Source organism: Streptomyces muensis, from assembly GCF_021474425.1.
GTDB lineage: Bacteria > Actinomycetota > Actinomycetes > Streptomycetales > Streptomycetaceae > Streptomyces > Streptomyces muensis.
Genome location: NZ_JAKEIP010000002.1, coordinates 70,937 through 90,779, shown reverse-complemented (window position 1 = coordinate 90,779; position 19,843 = coordinate 70,937). Strand labels below are relative to the sequence as shown.

Genomic DNA, 19,843 nt, shown 5'->3' with positions numbered 1-19,843 from the left:
GAGGGGCGGCACGGTGTGTGACCGTGCCGCCCCTCTCGCGATGGTGAGCGTCTCACTCAGCGGGCGCGCAGCTCACCAGATGGATGCCCGTCCCGGTGACCCGGCGGCCGGTCACCCGCAGCCCGGCCCGCACGACGACTTCGTCCAGCTGCCGGGGCGTACGCTCGCGGCCGCCGAACAGCACCAGGAGCCGTAGGTCCATCGCGGCGGCCACGTCGGCGCGGCGGCCGTCAGTGACGAGGTTCTCCACGATCAGGACCCGGCCCTCGCCCGCGCCCTCGCCCTCGCGGGCGGCTTCCGCGCACCGGCGCAGGATCCGTACCGCCTCGTCGTCGCTCCAGTCGTGCAGGACCCAGGTGAGCAGATACAGGTCGGCCCCGGCGGGCAGCGGGTCGAAGAAGCTGCCGGGATGGACGGAGGCCCGGTCCGCGAGCCCGGCGGCGGCCAGGGCCCGGCGGCCCTCCTCCGCCGCCTCCGGCAGGTCCAGCAGCGTGCCGCGCAGCCGGGGGCGGGCGGTCAGCAGCCGGGCCAGCAGGGACCCCGAGCCGCCGCCGACGTCGATGACGTGCCCGGTCTCCGGCCACGGGTGGGCGGAGATCACCTCGGGCGCGGCGAACGTCGTGTGCGCGGCCATCAAGTCGGCGTAGGAACGGGCGAGTTCGGGATCGTCCAAGGTGTCCTGCCACAGTGAGCGGCCGTGCACCTCGGGGTAGGCGGGCTCGCCGGTTCGCACGGTGTGCAGCAGCCCGCCGAACGCCTGGTCCATGCGCCCGCCCATGCCGTCCAGGTCGAACCATGCGCGCAGCCCGAACGGCCCGCTGTCCTTGAGGAGGCCGGCCGCCTGTGTCAGCGCGTACGTGTCCTGCTCCGGCTCGGCGAAGACACCGCGGCCGGTCAGCACCCGCAGCAGGCGGCGCAGCGCGTCGGCCTCGGCGCCCGCGGCCCGGGCGAGGTCGGGCAGCCGGGTGTGGCCCGCGGCGATGTGGTCGGCCAGGCGCAGGGTGGCCGCGACCCTGATCGCCCAGGGCGTGACGAGGTCGGCCAGGGCGGTCAGGTCGACGCGCGCCGGGGCCGCTTCCGGAAGGGTGGTCATGTCGCTCCAGCTCCAGAGGGTCAGGGTCAGGGGAGTACGGGGTGAGCCGCCGGTGCCGCCACGCCGCACGCGGCGAGGACGGCGGCGACGACCTGCCGGGCATGCGGGACGAGATAGAAGTGGCCGCCGGACAGCACCCGGCCGGTGAACGCGCCCGCGGTGGCGGTGCGCCAGGCGGCCAGGTCCGCCTCCGTCGCCTTCTCGTCGCGGTCGCCGGTGAAGGCGCCGAGCGGACAGCGCAGCCGGGCCTCGGTGTCCGGCCGGTAGGTCTCGATCAGGCGGTAGTCGGCCCGTACGGACGGCAGGAGTACGGCCCTGATCTCCGGCTCGTCGAGCAGCTCGGCATGCGTGCCGCCCAGTTCGCGCAGCTCGGCGGCGAGTCCGTCGTCGTCGCGCAGGTGCACGTCGCCCGGGCGTTGCCGACTCGGACCAGGGCGTCCCGAGACGAACACATGCCGGGGACCGTGCCCGGACGCCTCCAGTCTCAGCGCGGACTCCCAGGCGACCGCGGCGCCCATGCTGTGCCCGAACAGAACCAGGTCCCGTTCCGGGCGGTCGGCCCGCAGCGCCTCGGCGACGGCGCCCGCCAGCTCGTCCATGGTCTCGGCCGGGGGCTCACCGAGCCGGTCCTGGCGGCCGGGGTACTGCACGGCGACGAGTTCCACGCCGGGCGGCAGCAGCCGGGCCCACGGGGTGTAGAACGCGGCGGCGCCGCCCGCGTGCGGGAAGCACACGAGGGAGATGCGGGCCGCCGGGCGGGGCAAGGGGCGGCGGAGCCAGCGGGCGGTGGTGGTGACGGTCACGTGAGCTCCACATGGACGGGAAGTGCGGCAGGTCCGCGGCTCATGAAGTCGCCGGCGCGGCGGAAACGGAAGCCCAGGGCGAGCCGCAGCCCCGGATGACGCTCGATCAACACCTCACCGGCGACCCGGAGTTGGAGCCGGGTGAGGGCGGCACCGAGGCAGGCGTGCGGTCCCTTGCCGAAGGCCAGATGGGCGCGCAGCCCGGGGCGGCCGGGCCGGAACGCGTCGGCGTCCTTGCCCCACCGCTCCGGGTCGCGGTTGGCGGAGGCGACGACGGCGATCACCCGCTCCCCCGCCCGGACCGGCGTGTCCGCGAGCACCCCGTCACGGGTCGCGGTGCGCATCTGCCACAGCGCGGGCGGATCGAGGCGCAGCGACTCCTCGATCGCGTCCGGCAGCCCTTCGGTCCGCCAGTGGTCCTCGCCCAGGAGCCGCAGCACCAGATTGCCGAGTGCGAGACGGAGGTTGGGCACCCCGGCGACGATCAGGAAGTGCAGGAAGGTGACGGCCTCCTCCCGGTCCACCTGCCCCAGGACGCCCGCCAGGGCGGGCCCGTCGGCAGCCCGGCGCGCCCACCGCTCGAACGCCGGCCACTCGGGATGCGCCCGGTGCCCCAGCAGATCGGTGAAGGTGGCGGCCCAGCGGTCGTACTCCGCCGCGTCCGCGTCCTCCACGCCGCAGAAGGCGGCCAGTACGGCACGGGGGAGCGGCGCGGTGAACGCGGTGACGAGGTCCGCGCCCGGCTCCAATCGGTCGGCCAGCACCGCGGCCCGCTCCCGGACCATGGGCTCCAGTGCCTCCATCACCCGGCGCCCGAAGGCGGGGGAGAGAAGGCGGCGCAGCCGGGTGTGGGCGGGCGGATCCAGCTGGGACAGCGCCAGTTGCCGCTCCTCGGGTACGGAGGTGTTGTTCCGCCGGCTGGACCACATCTCCGGATCCGCCAGCACCGCCCGTACGTCCGCGTCGCGCACGACCACGTGCCAGCCGGGCAGCGGAGTGGACACCGGCAGCTCGCGGCGCAGGGCGGCCAGGCGCGGATACGGGTCGTCGGAGTGGCTCAGGTCGAGGGGGTTGAAGAGGGGAACGGTGCTGGTCACAGCCCCTCCCGTCGTACGGCCGCTGCCAGGTCGGGGGCTGTGACGGGCTCGGGCGCGGGCCGTCGTACCAGCTCCGGATAGCCCAGACGTGCCGTGAGGTCCTGCCAGATCTGGCTGAGGGTGAGGTGGTACTGGCCCGCGCGCATCGGGTCCTCGCCCGAGGCGGCGGCGTCCACCATGGCCCGCAGGGCGCGCCGTACGCCGTCCGGCCATACGTCGGCGTACACCTCGCGGTGCGTGGGCGCCTCGGCGGGGCCGACGGGCTGCACGCTGGGCAGATGCACCAGGCGGTGGGCCTCGGTGTCGAAGTCCAGCTCGCCGTCGTCCCCGCGCGGGGCGGGCAGCGCGGGGCTCCACAGGACCGGGCCGTGCGTACCGGCCAGGATCAGCGTGCCGCCGGTGAAGCCGAGGGTGGCTCGGTGCAGGAGGTGGGTGTGGTTGTCGGGGTCCTCCGGGTCGAGCTGGTTGAGCACGCGCAGGGTGACGGGGACGTCGGCGAGGCTGCCCTCAAGGGTGCGGAAGGGCCCGCCGCCCGAGGGGCTGGGATCGGTCAGCCGCCAGGGGCGCAGCCCGCCGATCGCCTGGCCGAGGATGTCGATCAGGTCGTACGAGACATGGATGGCGCAGGCCGCCTCCGCGTACAGCAGCTCCTGCCGCTCGGCGAGATGGCGGGCGGCGGCGAGGAAGCGGCGTACCGGCGCGAGGTGCGGATAGAAGGTGTTGAGCCGGTACTGCACGCCATGGCGGCGGCCGGTGCGCAGGCACTCGGCCAGCTCCACCTGGTGGATCGGGTGCTCGTGCAGCACGTGCACACCCCGCTCCATGAGGTGCCGCGCGAGGGCGGCTCCCTCTCCCCCGCCGACCCCGTTGGGCACCACCACGCAGGCCAGATCGGCGAGTTCGGGCACCTGGTCGGGGTCGGTGAGCAGGGGGACGCCGTAGCGCTCGGCGCATGCCTTGGAGCGGGGGCTGCCGCGGCCGAGGACGCCGGTGAGGCGGAGCGGGAAGTCCGGCCCTTGCTCTCGCTGGAAGGCGCTGAGGTAGACGCGGCCGAAACCGGTGCCGCAGACGACGACTCGAGTCACAGGATTCCTTCTTCGATGGGGAGTTCGGCCGGCGGCCCGTCCAGTAGCCGCATCCCGGTCACGGCGGGCGCGTCGGCGATACGCCGGATGACCCGGCCGGGATCGGGGAGTTGCGCGAAGTGCAGTTGCCCGGGCGGGAGTTCGCCGCGCAGGACGGCGAGAGCCGCGTGGGCGGCGGCTGTTCCGGTGAGCGCGGAGGAGTCGGTGCCGGTGAGCACGAGACCGCGTCCCTCCAGCTCACAGGTCACCGCCTGGTACGGCGTACGTCCCGCGAGGTCGGTGAGGGAGGCGCGGGACAGCTCGGCCGCCGCGTCGTCGACGCTCAGCCCGGGCGGCAGCCCCGCGCGGTACCGGTCCAGTACCGCGCGGGTGTGCTCACCGCCGAACACCGTGTACCAGCGCACCTCACCGAACCCATACCGCCCGGCGACTGCCACGGCCTCCTCCGTCAGATACGGGATCGCCGTCACGCTGCCCGGGAAATGCGGCATCCGGGCGTCGCGCTCGACCGCCAGCGCACCCGGCACCCGGCGTCCGCCCCGCCAGACGGCGGTGACCTCGCCACCGGGCCGGGCGAGCCGGTCCATGAAGTCCCGGGCGGCGGCGGGCGGGAAGTGCGGGAGCCCGCCGACGTGCACGGTGAGCGTCGGGCCTGTCCTCCGCACCCGCTCGGCCACCAGCACCCCCGGCAACAACCCAGCCAACCCCGGCATGAGTCCCGCCCCGATCACCGCCGTACGCCACCGCAACAACCGGTCGTACGGCGGCGCTTCGTCCAGCTCGGCCGTGTCGTTGACGTCGACCAGGTCCGCGCCCGCCGCCAGGGCGGCCGCCGCCACCAGGTGACCGGTCGCCCGGACCGGACCGGTGGCGTTGACGACGACACGGCACTCGGCGCAGAACGCGGCCAGGGCCTGCGCGTCGCCCACCTCCACCCGGTCCGGCCACAGCTCCACCGCCGCGGGCAACGGGCGCTGCGGCGGGCGCCGTACGCCGGCCCGGACCGGTCCGACGCCGAGCCGCAGCAGCTCCTCCAGCACGGCCCGGCCCACCGCCCCGGCCGCGCCGACGACGCCGACGGCGACCGGGGCGGTGCGGCCGCGGTTCACGGGGTGTCCCCGGCCGCCGCGGCGGCGACCTGGTCGACGTGCGGGGGGCGCAGGCAGCTGAAGTGGTCGCCGTCGACGTCGGCCACCGTCAGTTCGCCGAGGCACACCTCGCGCCACAGCTCGTCCGCCTCCTGCCCGAACCCCGCCAGGAACCGCAACCGGCCTCGCGGCTGTACGAGGGTGATGTCGCCCGCGTAGGGCTCGACGGTGTGCAGCGAGGCGGCGGCGAAGGCGTGCCGGAACACCCGGTACAGGCCGGGCACCTGGCCCGCGTCGCCCTCCCCGCCCGCGCCCAGCGTGCGGCCGATCGCCGCGAGCCGCTCCGCCTGCGGCACCTCGGACAGAGCCCGCATCCGGCGGGCCACGGCCTCAAGGCGAGGCTCACCGCACAGCGCGGCGAACGCGCCCGCCGGCACCCGGGCCGGGGTGGCGTCGAGTACCGCGCGCAGTGCCGCGCCCAACTCCTCCTCGTCGTCGGGGTATCCGGCGGCCACCGGGTCCGCGCCGAGCACGCGGGCGAAGGCGTGCTCGATCAGCAGCTCGTCCTCGCAGACGAACGCGGGCGGACTGCTGCTGATCACCGTCAACCGCTCGACGTACGCGCCGCTCTCGGTGAGCTGCCGGGCGATCTCGGTGGCGAGCTGCCCGCCGAGGCAGTAGCCGGTGAGCCGGAACCGGTCGGCCCCGGTCGCCGTCAGCCGCCGCACGTGCTCGGCCGCGAGCCGCTCCACGAACCCGTCCTCCGGGATGCCGACGCAGGCCTCCACATCACCCACGGCGAGGCCGACGAGCGGCCCGTGCGCGGCGAGCCCGGCGGCCAGTTCCCGGTACGGGGCCATGGTGCCGATGCCCTCGTGCACCAGCACCTGGAGCACCCCGCCGTCAGGAGCGTCGCCGAACGGGACCAGCGCGCTGACCGATCCGCCGGTGTCGGTGTCATCGGCCGCGCCGGTCCCCCGCAGGAGCCGTGCCAGGTCGGCGACCGTCGGACGGTTCAGCAACTCCCGCAGCAGCGTGTCGAACTGCTGGTCCGCCGCCTCCGGGACCTCCTCGATCAGCCGCGCCGACAGCTGCGCGAGGAGCAGTGAGTCGGCGCCGAGGTCGAAGAGGCTGGTCGTGCCCGGCACGGCGGTCACGCCGAGGGCCCGCGCCGCGACGTCGGCCAGCCGCTGCTCCAACTCGTCGCCGGCCAGGTCCGATGCCCCTCCCCCGCCGGTGCTGGTCTCATGCGTCCGTCGGTCGGCGATCCGTGCCGCCCAGGACGCGAGCGTCTTGCGGTCCACCTTCCCGTTCGGGGTGAGCGGCAAGTCGTCGACGACGTGCAGGGCGGTGGGCAGCATGTAGACCGGCAGGCGGGCCGCGAGATGGTCTTCGACGCCGTCCGTGTCGACGGGTGCGCGGTCCGTCTTGAACCGTACGGCGAAGGCGTGCTGGCCCAGCGGTTCCAGCGCGTGGCCCGGCTGCGGCAGGCACAACTCGCCCTGCCCGCCCGCCTCCGTGAAGAGCCGCAACCACTGCTCGCGCGTGACGAAGGTCTGGTCGGTGCCGTCCGTGTGCCGCAGGTCCTCCGCGCCGGTCATCATGAACGCCTGCGAGATCAGGATCTCGTAGTGCTCCCGGGTCGGCTCGGTGACCAGCAGGAGCCCGCCTGGGGTGAGCAGGGAACGCAGCGCGGCCAGGGCTGCCGCCGTGTCACGGGCGTTGTTCAGCACGCCCGCGCACACCACCACGTCGAAGGAGTTCGGGGCGAGGCCCTGCTCGAACGGGTCGCCGTCCACGTCGTACAGCCCGTAACCCAGCCGCGGATCAGCGACGAACCGCTCCCGCGCCTTGTCCAGGAAGAACGGGCTCAGGTCGGTGAACAGCCACTCCACCGGCAGCCCGTCCAGTGCCGCCAGCGCGCCGACCGTGCTCGCCCCGGTCCCGGCGCCCACCTCCAGCACCCTCAGCGGCCGTCCGTCCGGCCGTGCCTCGGCCTCGGCGCGTAGTGCCTCGGCGAGGACACGGTTGAGGTAGGCGGACATCACGTTCTCGCGGTAGGCCGCGTCGGCCGTCTCCAGACGGGCACCGGGGAAGAGCAGGTCGACGGCGGCGACCTCGTCGTCCATCAGGGCGACCAGCTGGTCGGCGTTGCTCCGGAGGTAGTCCAGCAGCTCCCGCGGCCCGAGCTCGTCGCTCCACACGGCGGCGATCCGGTCCCAGGCGGCGGTGGGCGACGGGGGCTCGGCACTGGAGAGGCGGTAGTGCCCGCTACCGGACTCCTGCTCCAGCAGGCCCTCCTCGTGGAGCACGCGCAGCCAGCGCCGCATCAGACGCCGGTGGCGCGGCACGGCGGCCGCGGCCGCCACCTCCTCCGCCGTGTGGACGGCACCCGTCCCCGTGAACAGGCCGCGATCCCGCAACGCGCCCAGCATCGACGCCAGCGACGCCGCGTCGAGCAGCCGGGCGAACTCGGCGATCCGCTCGGGATCGGCCACCCCGGCCTCGTCCCCCACCGTCCGGGCCCGGCGCGCCAGAACCTCGCCCGCCGCGCCGACTCGACCGGCCCCCGTGCGAGCGGGCTCCGTGCGAGCGGGCTCCGTGCGAGCGGGCTCCGCGAAGGCGACCAGCCGCCGGTCCAGCGGATCGCCCCCGACGGCCAGCACGGCAGCCGCTCCGACCGCCTGGTGGTCCGTCAACGCGGCCTCCACCTCGGCGAGTTCGATGCGATGGCCGCGGATCTTGACCTGTCCGTCCTCACGGCCGAGGAACTCCAGGTCACCACTGGGCAGATACCGCCCCAGGTCACCCGTGCGGTACAACCGCTCCCCGGTGACGGGGTGGGTGACGAAACGACGCTCCGTCGTCTCCGCGTCCCCGTGGTAGCCGAGCGCCAGCCCGGCCCCACCGATGCACAGCTCCCCCGGCACCCAGTCCGGCCGGGGCCTGAGCGTCTCGTCCAGGACGTGGAAGGTCTGGTTGGCGAGCGGGCGGCCGTACAGGATGCTCGGGCGGTCCGGGTCGACGGGCTGCTCGATGGGGTGGTGGATGGACCAGATCGCCGCCTCGGTGGCCCCGCCCAGGCTGATCAGCCACAGTCCGGGCAGCAGCGCCCGCACCCGGTCCGGCAGCCGTACGGGGATCCAGTCACCGGACAGCAGGCCGAGCCGCAGCGCACCGAGCCCGGCGACGTCGCCCGAACCCGCCGCCGAGGCCAGGTAGTCGTGGAGCATCTGCAGCTGTGCGGGCACCGAGTTCCACAGGGTCACCCGGTGCCGGGCCGCCAGCTCCGCCCAGTGCGAGGGGTCGCCGCGACGCTCCGGGTCCGGCAGCACCAGGGCACCGCCGTGGGCGAGCGGGCCGAAGACGTCGTAGACCGACAGGTCGAAGCCGAGCTGCGCGAGCCCGAGCACCCGGTCGTCAGGCCCGACACCGAAGCGGTCGTCGATGTCGGCGACGGTGTTCAGCGCGGCCCGGTGGGAGACCACGACGCCCTTGGGCTCGCCCGTCGAACCGGAGGTGTAGATGATGTACGCCGGGTCGTCCACGTCCACCGGCCGGGGCTCGACGGCGTCCGAGGGCTCCAGCGCGTCGACATCGATCGACGGCAGCTCGTACGAGTCACCGCGCCAGCCCTGCGTGAGGACGGCGACCGCCCCACTGGACGCGAGCACCCGCGCCCGCCGGGCCGGCGGATGGACGGTGTCGACCGGCACGTACACACACCCCGCGTCCAACGCGCCGAGCACGGCCGGGATCTGCTCCCAGCCCTTGTCCATCACGATCGCCACCCGGTCGCCCGGCGCGACCCCGGCCTCCCGAAGTCGGCCGGCCACCGCCCGGGCGTACCCGGCGAGTTCGGCATAGGTGAGTGTCCGGTCCGGCGCGATGACCGCCGTATGGTCCGCGTGCGCGTCCATGGCGGCGAACACCCGCTCGTGCAGAAGCCCTTGGGGCAGCGGGCGCGCGGTCGCGTTCACCTCGGCACGACGGGCCACCTGCGCGGCAGGCAGTGTCACCGGGTCGGCGCCGGACCAAGGGGTGTCGGAGACGGCCAACTGCCTTACGAGACCGGCGAACGCGGCGAAGGCGTCGTCGACCAGCCCGTCCGGCAGGACGCCCTCGCGGACGTCCCAGCCGAGCAGGACCTCGCCGCCCGACTCCATCACCTGGCAGTCGATCCAGACCTGCGGGGTCTGCGTGACGCCGTACACGACCCGCCCTGGGCCGCTCTCCGGCGCCTGTGTCCCCTGGAGGGTGCTCGTGAACACCACCGGCATCAGCGCAGGAGCCAAGCGGCGGCCCGCCTCCCGCAGCACCTCGACGCCGGAGAACAGCCCGTGGTCGAGATCCTCGAAGAGCCGGGCGCCGAGTGCGCGCGCCCGCTCGGTGAAGGGGGCCCACGGATCCGGTTCGACGGCCAGCAGGGTGACGGACGTGAAGTCGCCGACGACCCGGCCGATGTCGGGGTGCACCGGTCGCTTGGCGAACACCGGCAGGTTGAGCGTGAAGCGCGGCTTGGCGCTCCACCGCCCGATGACCTCGGCGTAGGCGGCCAGCAGCACGGTGGACACGGTCAGGTCGCGGGCGGCGGCCCTGCGCCGCAGCGCAGCCGCCTCGTCGGAGGTCAGCCGGTCGGCCAGCCGACGGAACCGCACCTCGCCGCCCGACTCCTCGGCCAGGACGGGGAGTTCGGGCGCGGGCGGCAGCGTGTCGAGCCGGTCGAGCCAGTACGCGCGGTCCCGGGCCCAGCGGGCGCTGTCGCGCAGCCGCCGCTCCGCGAGCACATGGTCGCGGAAGGAGACGGGGACGGACACGAGCGGCCTGTCCGGCTCCGTGCACAACTGCTCCAGCTCGCCCAGCAGTTGCTGCACCCCGGAGAAGTCGGTGACGAGCAGGTCGACGGACACATGCACCAGCAGCCGCTCGGCGGAGTGCGTGATCCGCACGTCGAACAGCGGCCAGACCGCCGGGTCGTACGTGCGCTGCGCCAGCTCCCCGCGTATGCGTTCGGCCTCGTCCGCCCGCTCCACGGGTACCGAGTACGGCGGCAGGTCCTTGAGCACCTGCTGCCCCTCGGGGTGGTACACGGTGCGCAGCGCCTCGTGCCGCTCGACCAGCACCCGCCAGGCGTCCGCCGCCCGCTCGGGCGCGACGGTGCCCGGCAGCTCGTACTCCAGGTAGGCGTGGCAGCCGATCCCGCCGTACGCGAACGCGTCCGTACGGCCCAGCAGATACGACGACTGCACCTCGGTCAGCGGGAACGGCAGGTGCCGTCCGTCGGGATCGGGGACGAGGGGCTCGGCGAACGGGTCGCGCAGATAGGCGAGGACCGCGTCGCGCTCGGCGCGCAGGTGCTCGCGCAGGGCGTCGGTGAGGGCGCCCTGCGGTGCCCGGAAGCGGAGCTTGCCGTCCTCCTCCCACAACTCGACTCCGGCGGCGGCCAGTTCCGACACCAGCTCGGCGGCGCTCACAGTTCTCCTTCTTCCCAGGTCTGGTCGATGGTTCCGGCGGTCATGCGTGCGTCGTCGACGGCGGCTGCGAGTGCGGCGACGGTCGGGGCGGTGAAGAACGCCCGCAGCGGCACCTCCACGCCCGTGCGCTGGCGCAGCCGGGCGATGAGGCGGGTGGCCAGCAGGCTGTCGCCGCCGGCCGCGAAGAAGCCCTCGTCGCGTCCGGCGGGCGGCCGCAGCAGCCCGGCCCAGAGCGTGGCGACCAGTTCCTCGGTATGGCCTTGCGGCGGGCCTCCGGGGTCGGTGGCGGCGCCGGTCGCCTGGAGTACGGGCCGTTCACCTTCGAGGCCCGTGGTTTCGGGGCCCGTGGTTTCGAGACCCGTGGTGAGGATCAGCGCGTCCCAGTCGTCCGCCGCCGACAGCTCCTCCAGCAGGCTCAGCTGGCGATCGGCGAGTGCTCCGGGGAGATGCTCGGGCAGCAGTCCGACGACCGCGTCCCAGGTGAGGCGCAGCCCCTCGGCGTCCTCCATCACCTGGTGGTCCAGCCACACCTGCGGGGTCTGGGACACCGCCCAGTGCGGCGGGGTCAGCAGCCGCGCCCGGTCGTCGTCGATGCCGAGGGCACTCGTGAACACCACGGGCATGGCCGCCGCCTGCGGGCCGCGTTCCAGGGCGAGTTGGCGCATGACCCAGACCGCGGAGACGGCCCGGTGGTCGAGGTCGTTCCACAGCCGCGCCTGGAGTCCGCGCAGCCGAGCGAGCCAGGACTCGCCGGTCCGTGGATGGTGGGCGGCGAGCAGCAGTGAGGTGAAGTCGCCGGCGATCCGGTTGATGTGCGGGTGGATCTCCTGCCGGTCGAACAGGGTGAGGTTGACGATGAGTTCGGGGCTCTCGGCGTGCTCGCCCAGGGCCTCGGCGTAGACGGCGAGGAGCAGCACGGACGGCGTGATGCCGTATCCACGGGCCTGTTCCCGCAGCCGATCCCACACCTCCTTCGGCAGATGGGTGGCACGGCGCTCGAAGTGCGGCCGGCCCACCGCCGACGGATCGCGCACGAGCGGCAGCCGGGGCGCCGACGGCAGCGACGGGAGCCGCTCACGCCAGTACGCCTGATCGGCCGCCAGCGCCTCCCCTGAGGGCCGGGCGGAGGCGAGGTAGTCCCGGAACGTCACGTCCAGGGGCGGGAGCTCGGCCTCCGGATCCTCCCGCAGCTGCCGCAGCTCGGTGAAGACGATCATCATGCTGAGGCCGTCCAGGATCAGGTTGTCGAGGCTGACACCGATCCGAACCCTGTCGTCGCCGTACCGCACGGCCCGTACGTCGAACAGCGGCCAGCGGGCGGGGTCGAGGGTCTGGTGGGACATCTCCTCCCGCATCACCGCGAGCTGCTCCTCGCCCTCGGCGACAGGGATAGTGAACTCCGGTACCTCGGCGAGGACTTGCTGTCGCCCTTCCTCGTCGAAGACGGCCCGCAGCATCGGATGCCGCTCGATCAGCCGCCGCCAGGCCCGCTCGACGACGGCGATGTCCGTGTACTCCTCGTCGGTCTCGCTGTAGTAGTGCGAGCCGACCCCGCCCAGGTCGAGGCGGTCGGTGCGCCCGATCCAGTACGCCTGCTGCACATCCGTGGCGGGGAACGGGTCGTGCGCGTGCTCCGGGTCCGGGACGAGCACGGGCGCCTTCGCCCGCTCGGTGCCGAGGGCGAGTGTGGTGGCGTAGTCCTTGAGTACGGGACGGGTGAACAGGGCGGCGATACGTGCCCCCTCGACTCCGGCCTCGCGCAGCCGGGCCACCAGACGGGTGGCGAGCAGGCTGTCGCCGCCGAGGGCGAAGAAGTCGGCGTCCCGGCCCACCTGTTCGGCGCCGAGCAGGTCCCGCCAGGCGGCGGCGAGGAGTTCCTCCACCGCGCCGGTCGGCCGCTCGCTCCGCTCGGGTGCGCTCTCCAGGCCCGCCGCCCGTTCGGCGAGCGCGGCCCGGTCCACCTTGCCGTTGGCGGTCAGCGGCAGACCCCCGGGCAGGGGCACGAGCGCGGAGGGCACGGCATGCGCGGGCAGATGGTCCGCGAGCCGCCGCTCCACCTCCACGACGTCCAGCTCGCCCTCGGGCACGAGGAAGGCGGTCAGCCGCTGCTGCCCGCGCGGACCCGTCGCGACGGTGACGGCACGGGCCACCCCCGGCTGGGCGAGCAGCGCCGCGTCGACCTCGCCCAGTTCGGTGCGGTGACCGCGGATCTTGAGCTGGTGGTCGCGCCGGCCCAGGAACTCCAGGAGCCCGCCGGGACGGTAGCGGCCCAGGTCGCCGGTGCGGTACCAGCGCCCCCCGTCATACGCTACAAACCGGTCGGCCGTACGCTCCGGATCCCCCCGGTACCCGGTGGCCACCCCGGCCCCGCCGATCCACAGCTCGCCCGGCACCCAGTCGGGGCAGTCCTCGCCGTGCGGGCTCGCGACCCGGAACCGCTGGCCGCGCAGCGGCCTGCCGTACGGCACCGAAGGCCAGCCCTGCGGGGCGCCGGCCGTGGCGTCGAAGTCGTTGGACCAGATCGCCGCCTCGGTTGCACCACCCATGGCGATCAGCCGGCAGCCGTCCGCCGATGCCTCGGCCAGCCGCGCGGGCAGGTCGAGCGGCACCCAGTCCCCGGAGACCAGCGCGACCCGGAGCCGGGGCGGGGCCTGACCGGCGGAGGCGGTCAGGAGCATGTCCAGGAGCATCGGGACGGAGTTCCATACGGTGACGCCGTGGCGTGCGGCCAGATCGCGCCACCGCTGGGCGTCCCGGCGTTCGTCCTCACCGACCAGCACCAGCGCGCCGCCCGCGCCGAGCAGCCCGAAGATGTCGTAGACGGACAGGTCGAAGTCCAGCGCGGAGACGGCCAGCACCCGGTCGCCGGGGCCGACGCCGTGCCGTTCGTTGATGTCGTCGACGGTGTTGGCCGCTGCCCGGTGGGTCACCTCGACGCCCTTGGGCTCACCGGTGGAACCCGAGGTGAAGATGACATACGCGCAGGAGTCGGGGTCGGCCGCGACGGGTGCCGGCAAGGGCTCCGGCAGCTCCCCGGCGAGGAAGCCCGCGTCGACCACGCAGCGGGCCCCCGACGCGTGCAGCATGCGTGCGCGGCGGACCGGCGGCTGGTCGACACCGACCGGCACATAGGCGGCGCCCGCCGCCAGCACGCCCAGCACGGCGGCGATCTGGTCCGGTCCCTTGGGCAGCGACACGGCCACCGTGTCGCCGGGCTCGACCCCACGCTCGCACAGCGCGGACGCGATCCGCAGGGCGTGTGCGCTCAGCTCGCCTCGCGTCGCCGCGCCGTCCTCGCCCCACAGCAGCGCGGGAGCGTCGGGCTCGGCGGCGGCCCGCTCGAAGAACGGCACATGCAGGGCGCGTCCGTCGCCGGCCAGCCCCGTGGCGTTGACCTCGTCGCGCACCGCCCGCTGCCCGGCGGGCAGCAACTCGGGTCGCGGCGCCCGCCAGTCGCCGTCGGCGAGCCGGTCCAGCAGTCGGCCGAACGCGTCGGCCATCGTCTCGACCAGGCCCTCGGGGAACAGGTCGCGCACCGCGTCCCACTGATGCCGCAGCGATCCGTCCCGGCCCTCGTACACCTGGAGGTCCAGCCACACCTGCGGGGTCTGACTCACGCCCCACACCCGGGGCGGGAAGCCGTCGGGCGCGTCCATGGACACCCCGTCGTCGACGCCGAGAGCGCTGGTGAACACCACCGGTACGGTCGCGTCCCGCTCATCGCGCGTCCGGGCCAGCTCGCGCATGACCCACACCGCCGACACCGAGCGGTGGTCGAGGTCGCGCCACAGCCGCTCCTGCAGCCCCCGCACCCGGGTCAGCCAGCTCTCGCCGGGCTCCGGGTGATGGGCGGCGAGCAGCAGGGACGTGAAGTCGCCCAGCACCCGGTTGATGTGCGGGTGCACCTCCTGCCGGTCGAACAGGGTGAGATTGACGGTCAGTTCAGGGCCCTCGCTCCAGGCGCCGAGCACCTCCGCGTACGCGGCCAGCAGCAGCGTGGACGGGGTGATCCCGTGCTCACGCGCCCGCTCCTTCAGCCGCCCCCAGCGCTCGGCGGTCAACTCGCCGGGCGTGCGCACGAACCGAGGCCGGTCGAGCGCGGCCGGATCCCGCACGAGCGGCAGACGGGGCGCCGCAGGCAGCGACGGCAGCCGCTCGCGCCAGTAAGCCCGGTCCGCCTCCAGCGCCTCGGGCGCCGGTCGCACCGAGGTCAGGTAGTCCCGGAACGTCAGCTCCACAGGCGGGAGTTCGGCGTCCGGATCGGCGTACAGCGTGCCCAGTTCGGTGAAGACGGTCATCATGCTGAGGCCGTCCAGGATCAGGTTGTCGAGGCTGACCCCGATCCGGGTGCGGTCGTCGCCATACCGCACGGCCCGTACGTCGAACAGCGGCCAGCGGGCGGGGTCGAGGACCTGGTGGGACATGTCCTCGCGCAGGACGGCGAGCTGTTCCTCGCCTTCGGCGACGGGGATCGTGAACTCGGGCACCTCGGCGAGGACGTGCTGCCGTCCTTCCTCGTCGAAGACGGCGCGAAACATGGGATGCCGGTCGATCAGCCGCCGCCAGGCCCCCTCCAGACGGGGGAGGTCGACCGAGACGCCGTCGAACTCCGAGTAGTAGTGGGAGCCGACACCGCCGAGCCGCATCTCCCCGGCCCGGCCCAGCCAGTACGCCCGCTGCACATCGGTGGCCGGGAACGGCTCGTGGGCGTGCTCCGGGTCGGCGACAAGCGGGGTGGAGGTCTCCGGTCCTTGCTCGCCGACGGTGAGGGTACCGACGTAGTCCTTCAGGACGGGATGGTTGAACAGCCCGGCGATCCTGGCGCCGCGCACCCCGCGCTCGCCAAGCCGGTGCAGCATGCGGGTGGCGAGCAGGCTGTCGCCGCCGAGGGCGAAGAAGTCGTCCTCCCGGTGAACGGTCCGGGCACCCAGCAGCTCCCGCCACACCTCGGCGACGTGTTCCTCGACCCCCGGCCTGGGCAGCGTGCCGGACGTCGAGGGTGCCTCCGCCGCGCCGACGTGCCGGGCGAGCAGCTCGCGGACGGCACGCCGGTCCACCTTGCCGTTCGCGGTCAGCGGCATGAGCGGCAGGACGACCAGCCGGTCGGGAACCATGTACGAGGGAAGCAGCCCGGCGACCGCGTCCCGCACCGCGCCCGGCTCGCACGAGGCGGCCTGCGGGTCGCGCACCGCCCGGATCAGCAGCGCCGGCTCCTGATCGCGTACGGAAGTGTCGGCGTCGGTGAAACCGTGGGCGCGCAGCAGTTGCTCCCACGCCGGTGCCGGCAGCAGGGGGCTGCCGGCCGCCCGTCGGGCGGGGTCGGCGTCCGCGAAGCCCCGGGTCGGCAGGGCGGCGCAGATCAGGCCGAGCGGCGGCAGACCGCCCTGCTCGACGGCGAGCAACACCCCGCCGGGCGCCAGCAGGGCCGCCGCCTGGGCGACTCCGGCGCCCGGGTCGTCGAAGGCGTGCAGCGAGCCGAGGGCGAGGACGGCGTCGAATGCGCCGGGCAGGTGGTCGGGCAGCACGCCGTGCGGGAGAGCCTGGTAGTGGACCGTATGTCCGGCCAGCCGCTCTCGTGCCAGGTCGAGCAGGGTCACGGCGTTGTCGAGCAGCGTGAACTCGACGTAGTCGTCCGCGAGTTGCCGTATCACTCGCCGCGCGCCGAGACCGCCGCGAGCCCCGATGACCGCGACCCGGGGCGCATGCCCCAGCTCCCGCGCGAGCCCGCGCAGGGCTTCTGCACAGTCCGCGGCGGCCGCCGCGCTCGCGGGCAGGGCGTCCAGGGCCGCTTCCGGGGCGAGGACGGGATCGTCGAGGAGTTCGAGCGGGTCGCGCTCTCCGGTGAGCATGGCCCGCAGGTCGGGCAGTCGGTGGGTCAGTCGGTCGAGGACGGGTTCGAGGCGGGTGCCGGCGACGCGTTGCGCCAACGCCCGCTCATCGGTCGGCGTGGGACGACCGTGGCGGTCCAGCCAGTCCCGCCAGAGATGCCCGACCCCGCGCATCCGCGCGTCGGGGCGCACCCCGGTGGCCAGGATCTGGCCAAGTACGTGGGCGACCACCTCCGTCTCCAGCGGATCCGGGCGCGCGGCCGACACCGAGGGCCGTACGCCCGTGGCGGCGGCCCGCTCCGTCGCACGCACCGCGGGCGCACAGGCGGCCACGAGCATGCGCCGCGCACCGCCGGTGACCGCCGCGACGGCCCGGCCCACGCCGGGTGCCCGCTCCAGTGCGGCCTCGACCTCGCCCAGCTCCACCCGGTGACCGCGCAGTTTGACCTGGGAGTCGGCACGGCCGAGGAACTCGACGCTGCCGCCCGGCCGGTAGCGCGCGAGGTCGCCGGTGCGGTACCAGCGCCCGCCCTCGTGCCGCACGAACCGGTCGGCGGTGCGTTCCGGATCGCCCAGATAGCCGTCGGCCACCCCGGCGCCGCCGATCCACAGCTCGCCCGGCACCCAGTCGGGGCAGTCCCGGCCCCGGGCGTCGACGACGCGACATCGCACGTTACGCAGGGGAGTGCCGTACGGAATCGCGGTCCAGTCCTGCGGCACCTCTCCCCCGGTGATCTCGCACACCGTGGAGTGGATCGCCGTCTCCGTGGTGCCGCCGAGCGCGACGAACCGGCAGCCCGGCGCCCGCTCCGCGAGCCGTCCCGGCAGATCGACGCCCACCCAGTCGCCGCCGAGCAGGACCACCCGCAGACCAGAGAACCCGTCCCCGTCGATGCTCAGCAGCATGTCCAGGACGGAGGGCACGCAGTTGAGCACGGTGACGCCGTGCCGGGCCATCAGCCCGTGCCAACGTGCGGCGTCCCGACGCTCCTCCTCCCCGACGAGCACCACCGCGCCACCGACGGAGAGCGGCCCGAAGAGGTCGTAGACGGACAGGTCGAAGTCGAGCGCGGACAGCGCGAACGTACGGTCGTCGCCGCCGATGCCGAAGCGGTCGTCGAGGTCGTCGATCGTGTTGCGGGCGGCCCGGTGCGGTACGACGACACCCTTAGGCTCACCGGTTGAGCCGGAGGTGAAGATGACGTACGCCGGATCACTGTCCGGCACCGCCACCGCCTCCTTGACCGGCGCGTACGCCGACGCGGCCGTCACGGTCAGCGGCACGACACCATCCGGCAGCGGCTCGGCCGCCTCGGGGACGAACGCCGCACGGACACCGGCCGTGCGCAGGACGCGGTCCCGGCGGGCCGCCGGATGGTCGGACCCGATCGGCACATAGGCCGCACCCGCGACCAGACAGCCCAGCACGGCGGCGATCTGGTCCGGCCCCTTGGGCAGGCAGACCGCGACCCGGTCGCCAGGGCCGACGGCGTGCGCGGCGAGCGCGGCGGCGATCCGCCGTGCCCGGTCGGCGAGTTCGCCGTACGACAGTGAGCCGTCCGCACCCCACAGCAGCGCGGGCCGTTCCGGCTCGCGGTCGGCGCGGTGCAGGAAGTCCTCGTGGAGCAGCAGCCCGGTGCGCGGACCGTCCGTGTCGTTGGCACGCGCGCGTGCCGCCCGCTGATCGTCCGGCAGCAGATCCGGCACGGGCTCGCGCCAAGGGGCGTCGGACGCCGCGAGCCGGTCGACCAGCGTGCGGTACGCGGCGAACATCGCGTCCAGCATCCCGTCGGGGAACGCCTGCTCCAGCGCGTCCCAGTTGACGAGCAGCCCGCCGTCGAGCTCGGTGACCTGGGCATCCAGCCAAACCTGCGGGCCCTGGGAGATGATCCACACAGGTCGCCCGAAGCAGGCGCGCACGTCTTCGGAGAACAGCTCGCCCAGATTCAGCGCGCTGGTGAACACGACGGGCGCGAGCACCCGCCCGCCGCCGCCCGGCTGAGCGCGGTTGAGGTCGCGCAGCACCTCGACACCGGAGTACGACGCGTGAGCGGCGTCATCGAGGAATCGTTCCTGCGTGGCGCGGGCGCGGTCCTGGAACGAGGCCGTGCCGGAGAGGTCTGCGTCGAGCAGCACGGACCCGGTGAAGTCGCCGACGAGCAGCGGCACGTCGGGGTGCAGCGGCTCTCGGTCGAACAGCGGCACGTTGAGCAGGAAGCGCTGCTCGGCGCTCCAGGCCGCGAGCACCTCGCAGTACGCGGCGGCCAGCGCCATGGCCGGGGTGACGCCGTGCCGGTGGGCACGGGCGAACAGGGCCTCGCGTCGCTCGGGCGGCAGCCAGTGGTGGCGCCGGGTGACGCGGGGCCGCTCCGCCGTCGACGCGCCGGGCAGCACGGGCAGCGCGGGTGCGCCGGGAAGGTCCGGCAGGCGGGCGGCCCACCAGGCGGTGTCCCGTCTCAGGTCGCGCGCCCGCTCGGCGGAGGCGGCGCGGTCGGCGAGGTAGCGGCGGTAGCTGTAGCCGATGGGGGCGAGGGAGCCGGTACCGCGGTAGAGCGTGGCCAGGTCGGCGAGGAGGACGCGCAGGCTGAGCGCGTCGGCGGCGAGCATGTCGAGGTTGAGGTGCGTACGGGTGCGACCGCCCGGCAGCAGGGACAGCTGCACGTCGAAGACCTCGCCGTCGCCGACCCGCAGCATGCGGTGCGACAGCTCGTCGCGAAGCTGCTCCAGTCGCCGGGCCACCTCGTCCTCGGGAAGCTCGCGCAGGTCGTGCACGCGCAGTGCCGGCCACGCGGCGGTCGCGGGGGTGTGCTGGCGGCCGTCGTCCCCGAACACGGCACGCAGCTGCGCGTGCCGGGCGAGCAGGGAGCGTACGGCCTGCTCCAGACGCTGCGGGTCGACGCCCTCGCCGTCGAACTCGTTGTAGAAGTGCGCGGCCACACCGCCGAGTTGGTGCTCCCTGCCGCGCCCCACCCAGTAGGCGTGCTGCATCAGCGCCAGGTCGAAGGGCGACGTCTCGTCGGCGGGCACCTCGGCGTGCACCCCGGCGGTCCGGGCGGCCGTGGGAGTGGCGCCGTCGTCGGTACATCGCTCGGCGGCAAGGGCGGTCCAGGCGTGCAGGGTCGGTGTGCGGGCGAGTTCGGCGAACGTCAGGCGGATGCCGTCCCGGCGCAGGGCGCCGGCCACGGTCATCAGGCGGATGGAGTCGAGTCCCTGCTCGATGAGGTTGTCGTCTGCTGCGACGCGCTCGGCGTCGGGGCCGAGCCAGTCGGTGAGCAGTGGGCGGATCGATCGCAGCGGATCGCGTTCTGACACTTCGTTACCAGCCTTGCCTGTGGGGTGCCCGGGAGGCCGGGACGGCGCGGATACGGAGTGATG

General features: G+C 74.2%; 7 protein-coding genes. All 7 read right to left on the bottom strand.

Features of this window, described 5'->3' with window-relative positions; genetic code table 11:
- Positions 1–52 precede the first annotated feature (52 nt).
- The 7 genes from L0P92_RS00975 to L0P92_RS00945 are packed head-to-tail and all read right to left on the bottom strand — an operon-like array spanning position 53 to position 19,780.
- Positions 53–1,093 (bottom strand): methyltransferase, encoded by a 1,041-nt coding sequence (locus L0P92_RS00975; RefSeq protein WP_234760433.1) that lies wholly within the window; start codon positions 1,091–1,093, stop codon positions 53–55.
- A gap of 26 nt (positions 1,094–1,119) precedes the next feature.
- Positions 1,120–1,896, bottom strand: a complete 777-nt coding sequence (locus L0P92_RS00970; RefSeq protein ID WP_234760432.1) for a thioesterase II family protein — start codon at positions 1,894–1,896, stop codon at positions 1,120–1,122.
- Entirely contained in the window at positions 1,893–2,993 is a 1,101-nt protein-coding gene (locus tag L0P92_RS45125; protein ID WP_234760431.1) for a cytochrome P450, read from the bottom strand. Before L0P92_RS45125 ends, L0P92_RS00970 begins: the two co-directional genes overlap by 4 nt.
- Positions 2,990–4,078 carry a Gfo/Idh/MocA family oxidoreductase gene (locus tag L0P92_RS00960; RefSeq protein WP_234760430.1) on the bottom strand — a complete coding sequence of 363 codons (1,089 nt, stop codon included), beginning with the start codon at positions 4,076–4,078 and terminating at the stop codon, positions 2,990–2,992. The genes L0P92_RS45125 and L0P92_RS00960 overlap by 4 nt, the downstream gene beginning before the upstream one ends.
- Positions 4,075–5,187, bottom strand: a complete 1,113-nt coding sequence (locus L0P92_RS00955) for an NAD(P)H-binding protein (RefSeq protein ID WP_234760429.1) — start codon at positions 5,185–5,187, stop codon at positions 4,075–4,077. The genes L0P92_RS00960 and L0P92_RS00955 overlap by 4 nt, the downstream gene beginning before the upstream one ends.
- A complete protein-coding gene (locus tag L0P92_RS00950) occupies positions 5,184–10,640 on the bottom strand; it encodes a non-ribosomal peptide synthetase (protein WP_234760428.1) in 5,457 nt (1,818 codons plus the stop codon). The genes L0P92_RS00955 and L0P92_RS00950 overlap by 4 nt, the downstream gene beginning before the upstream one ends.
- Positions 10,637–19,780, bottom strand: a complete 9,144-nt coding sequence (locus L0P92_RS00945; RefSeq protein WP_234760427.1) for a non-ribosomal peptide synthetase — start codon at positions 19,778–19,780, stop codon at positions 10,637–10,639. The genes L0P92_RS00950 and L0P92_RS00945 overlap by 4 nt, the downstream gene beginning before the upstream one ends.
- Between the last annotated feature and the right edge of the window lie 63 nt (positions 19,781–19,843).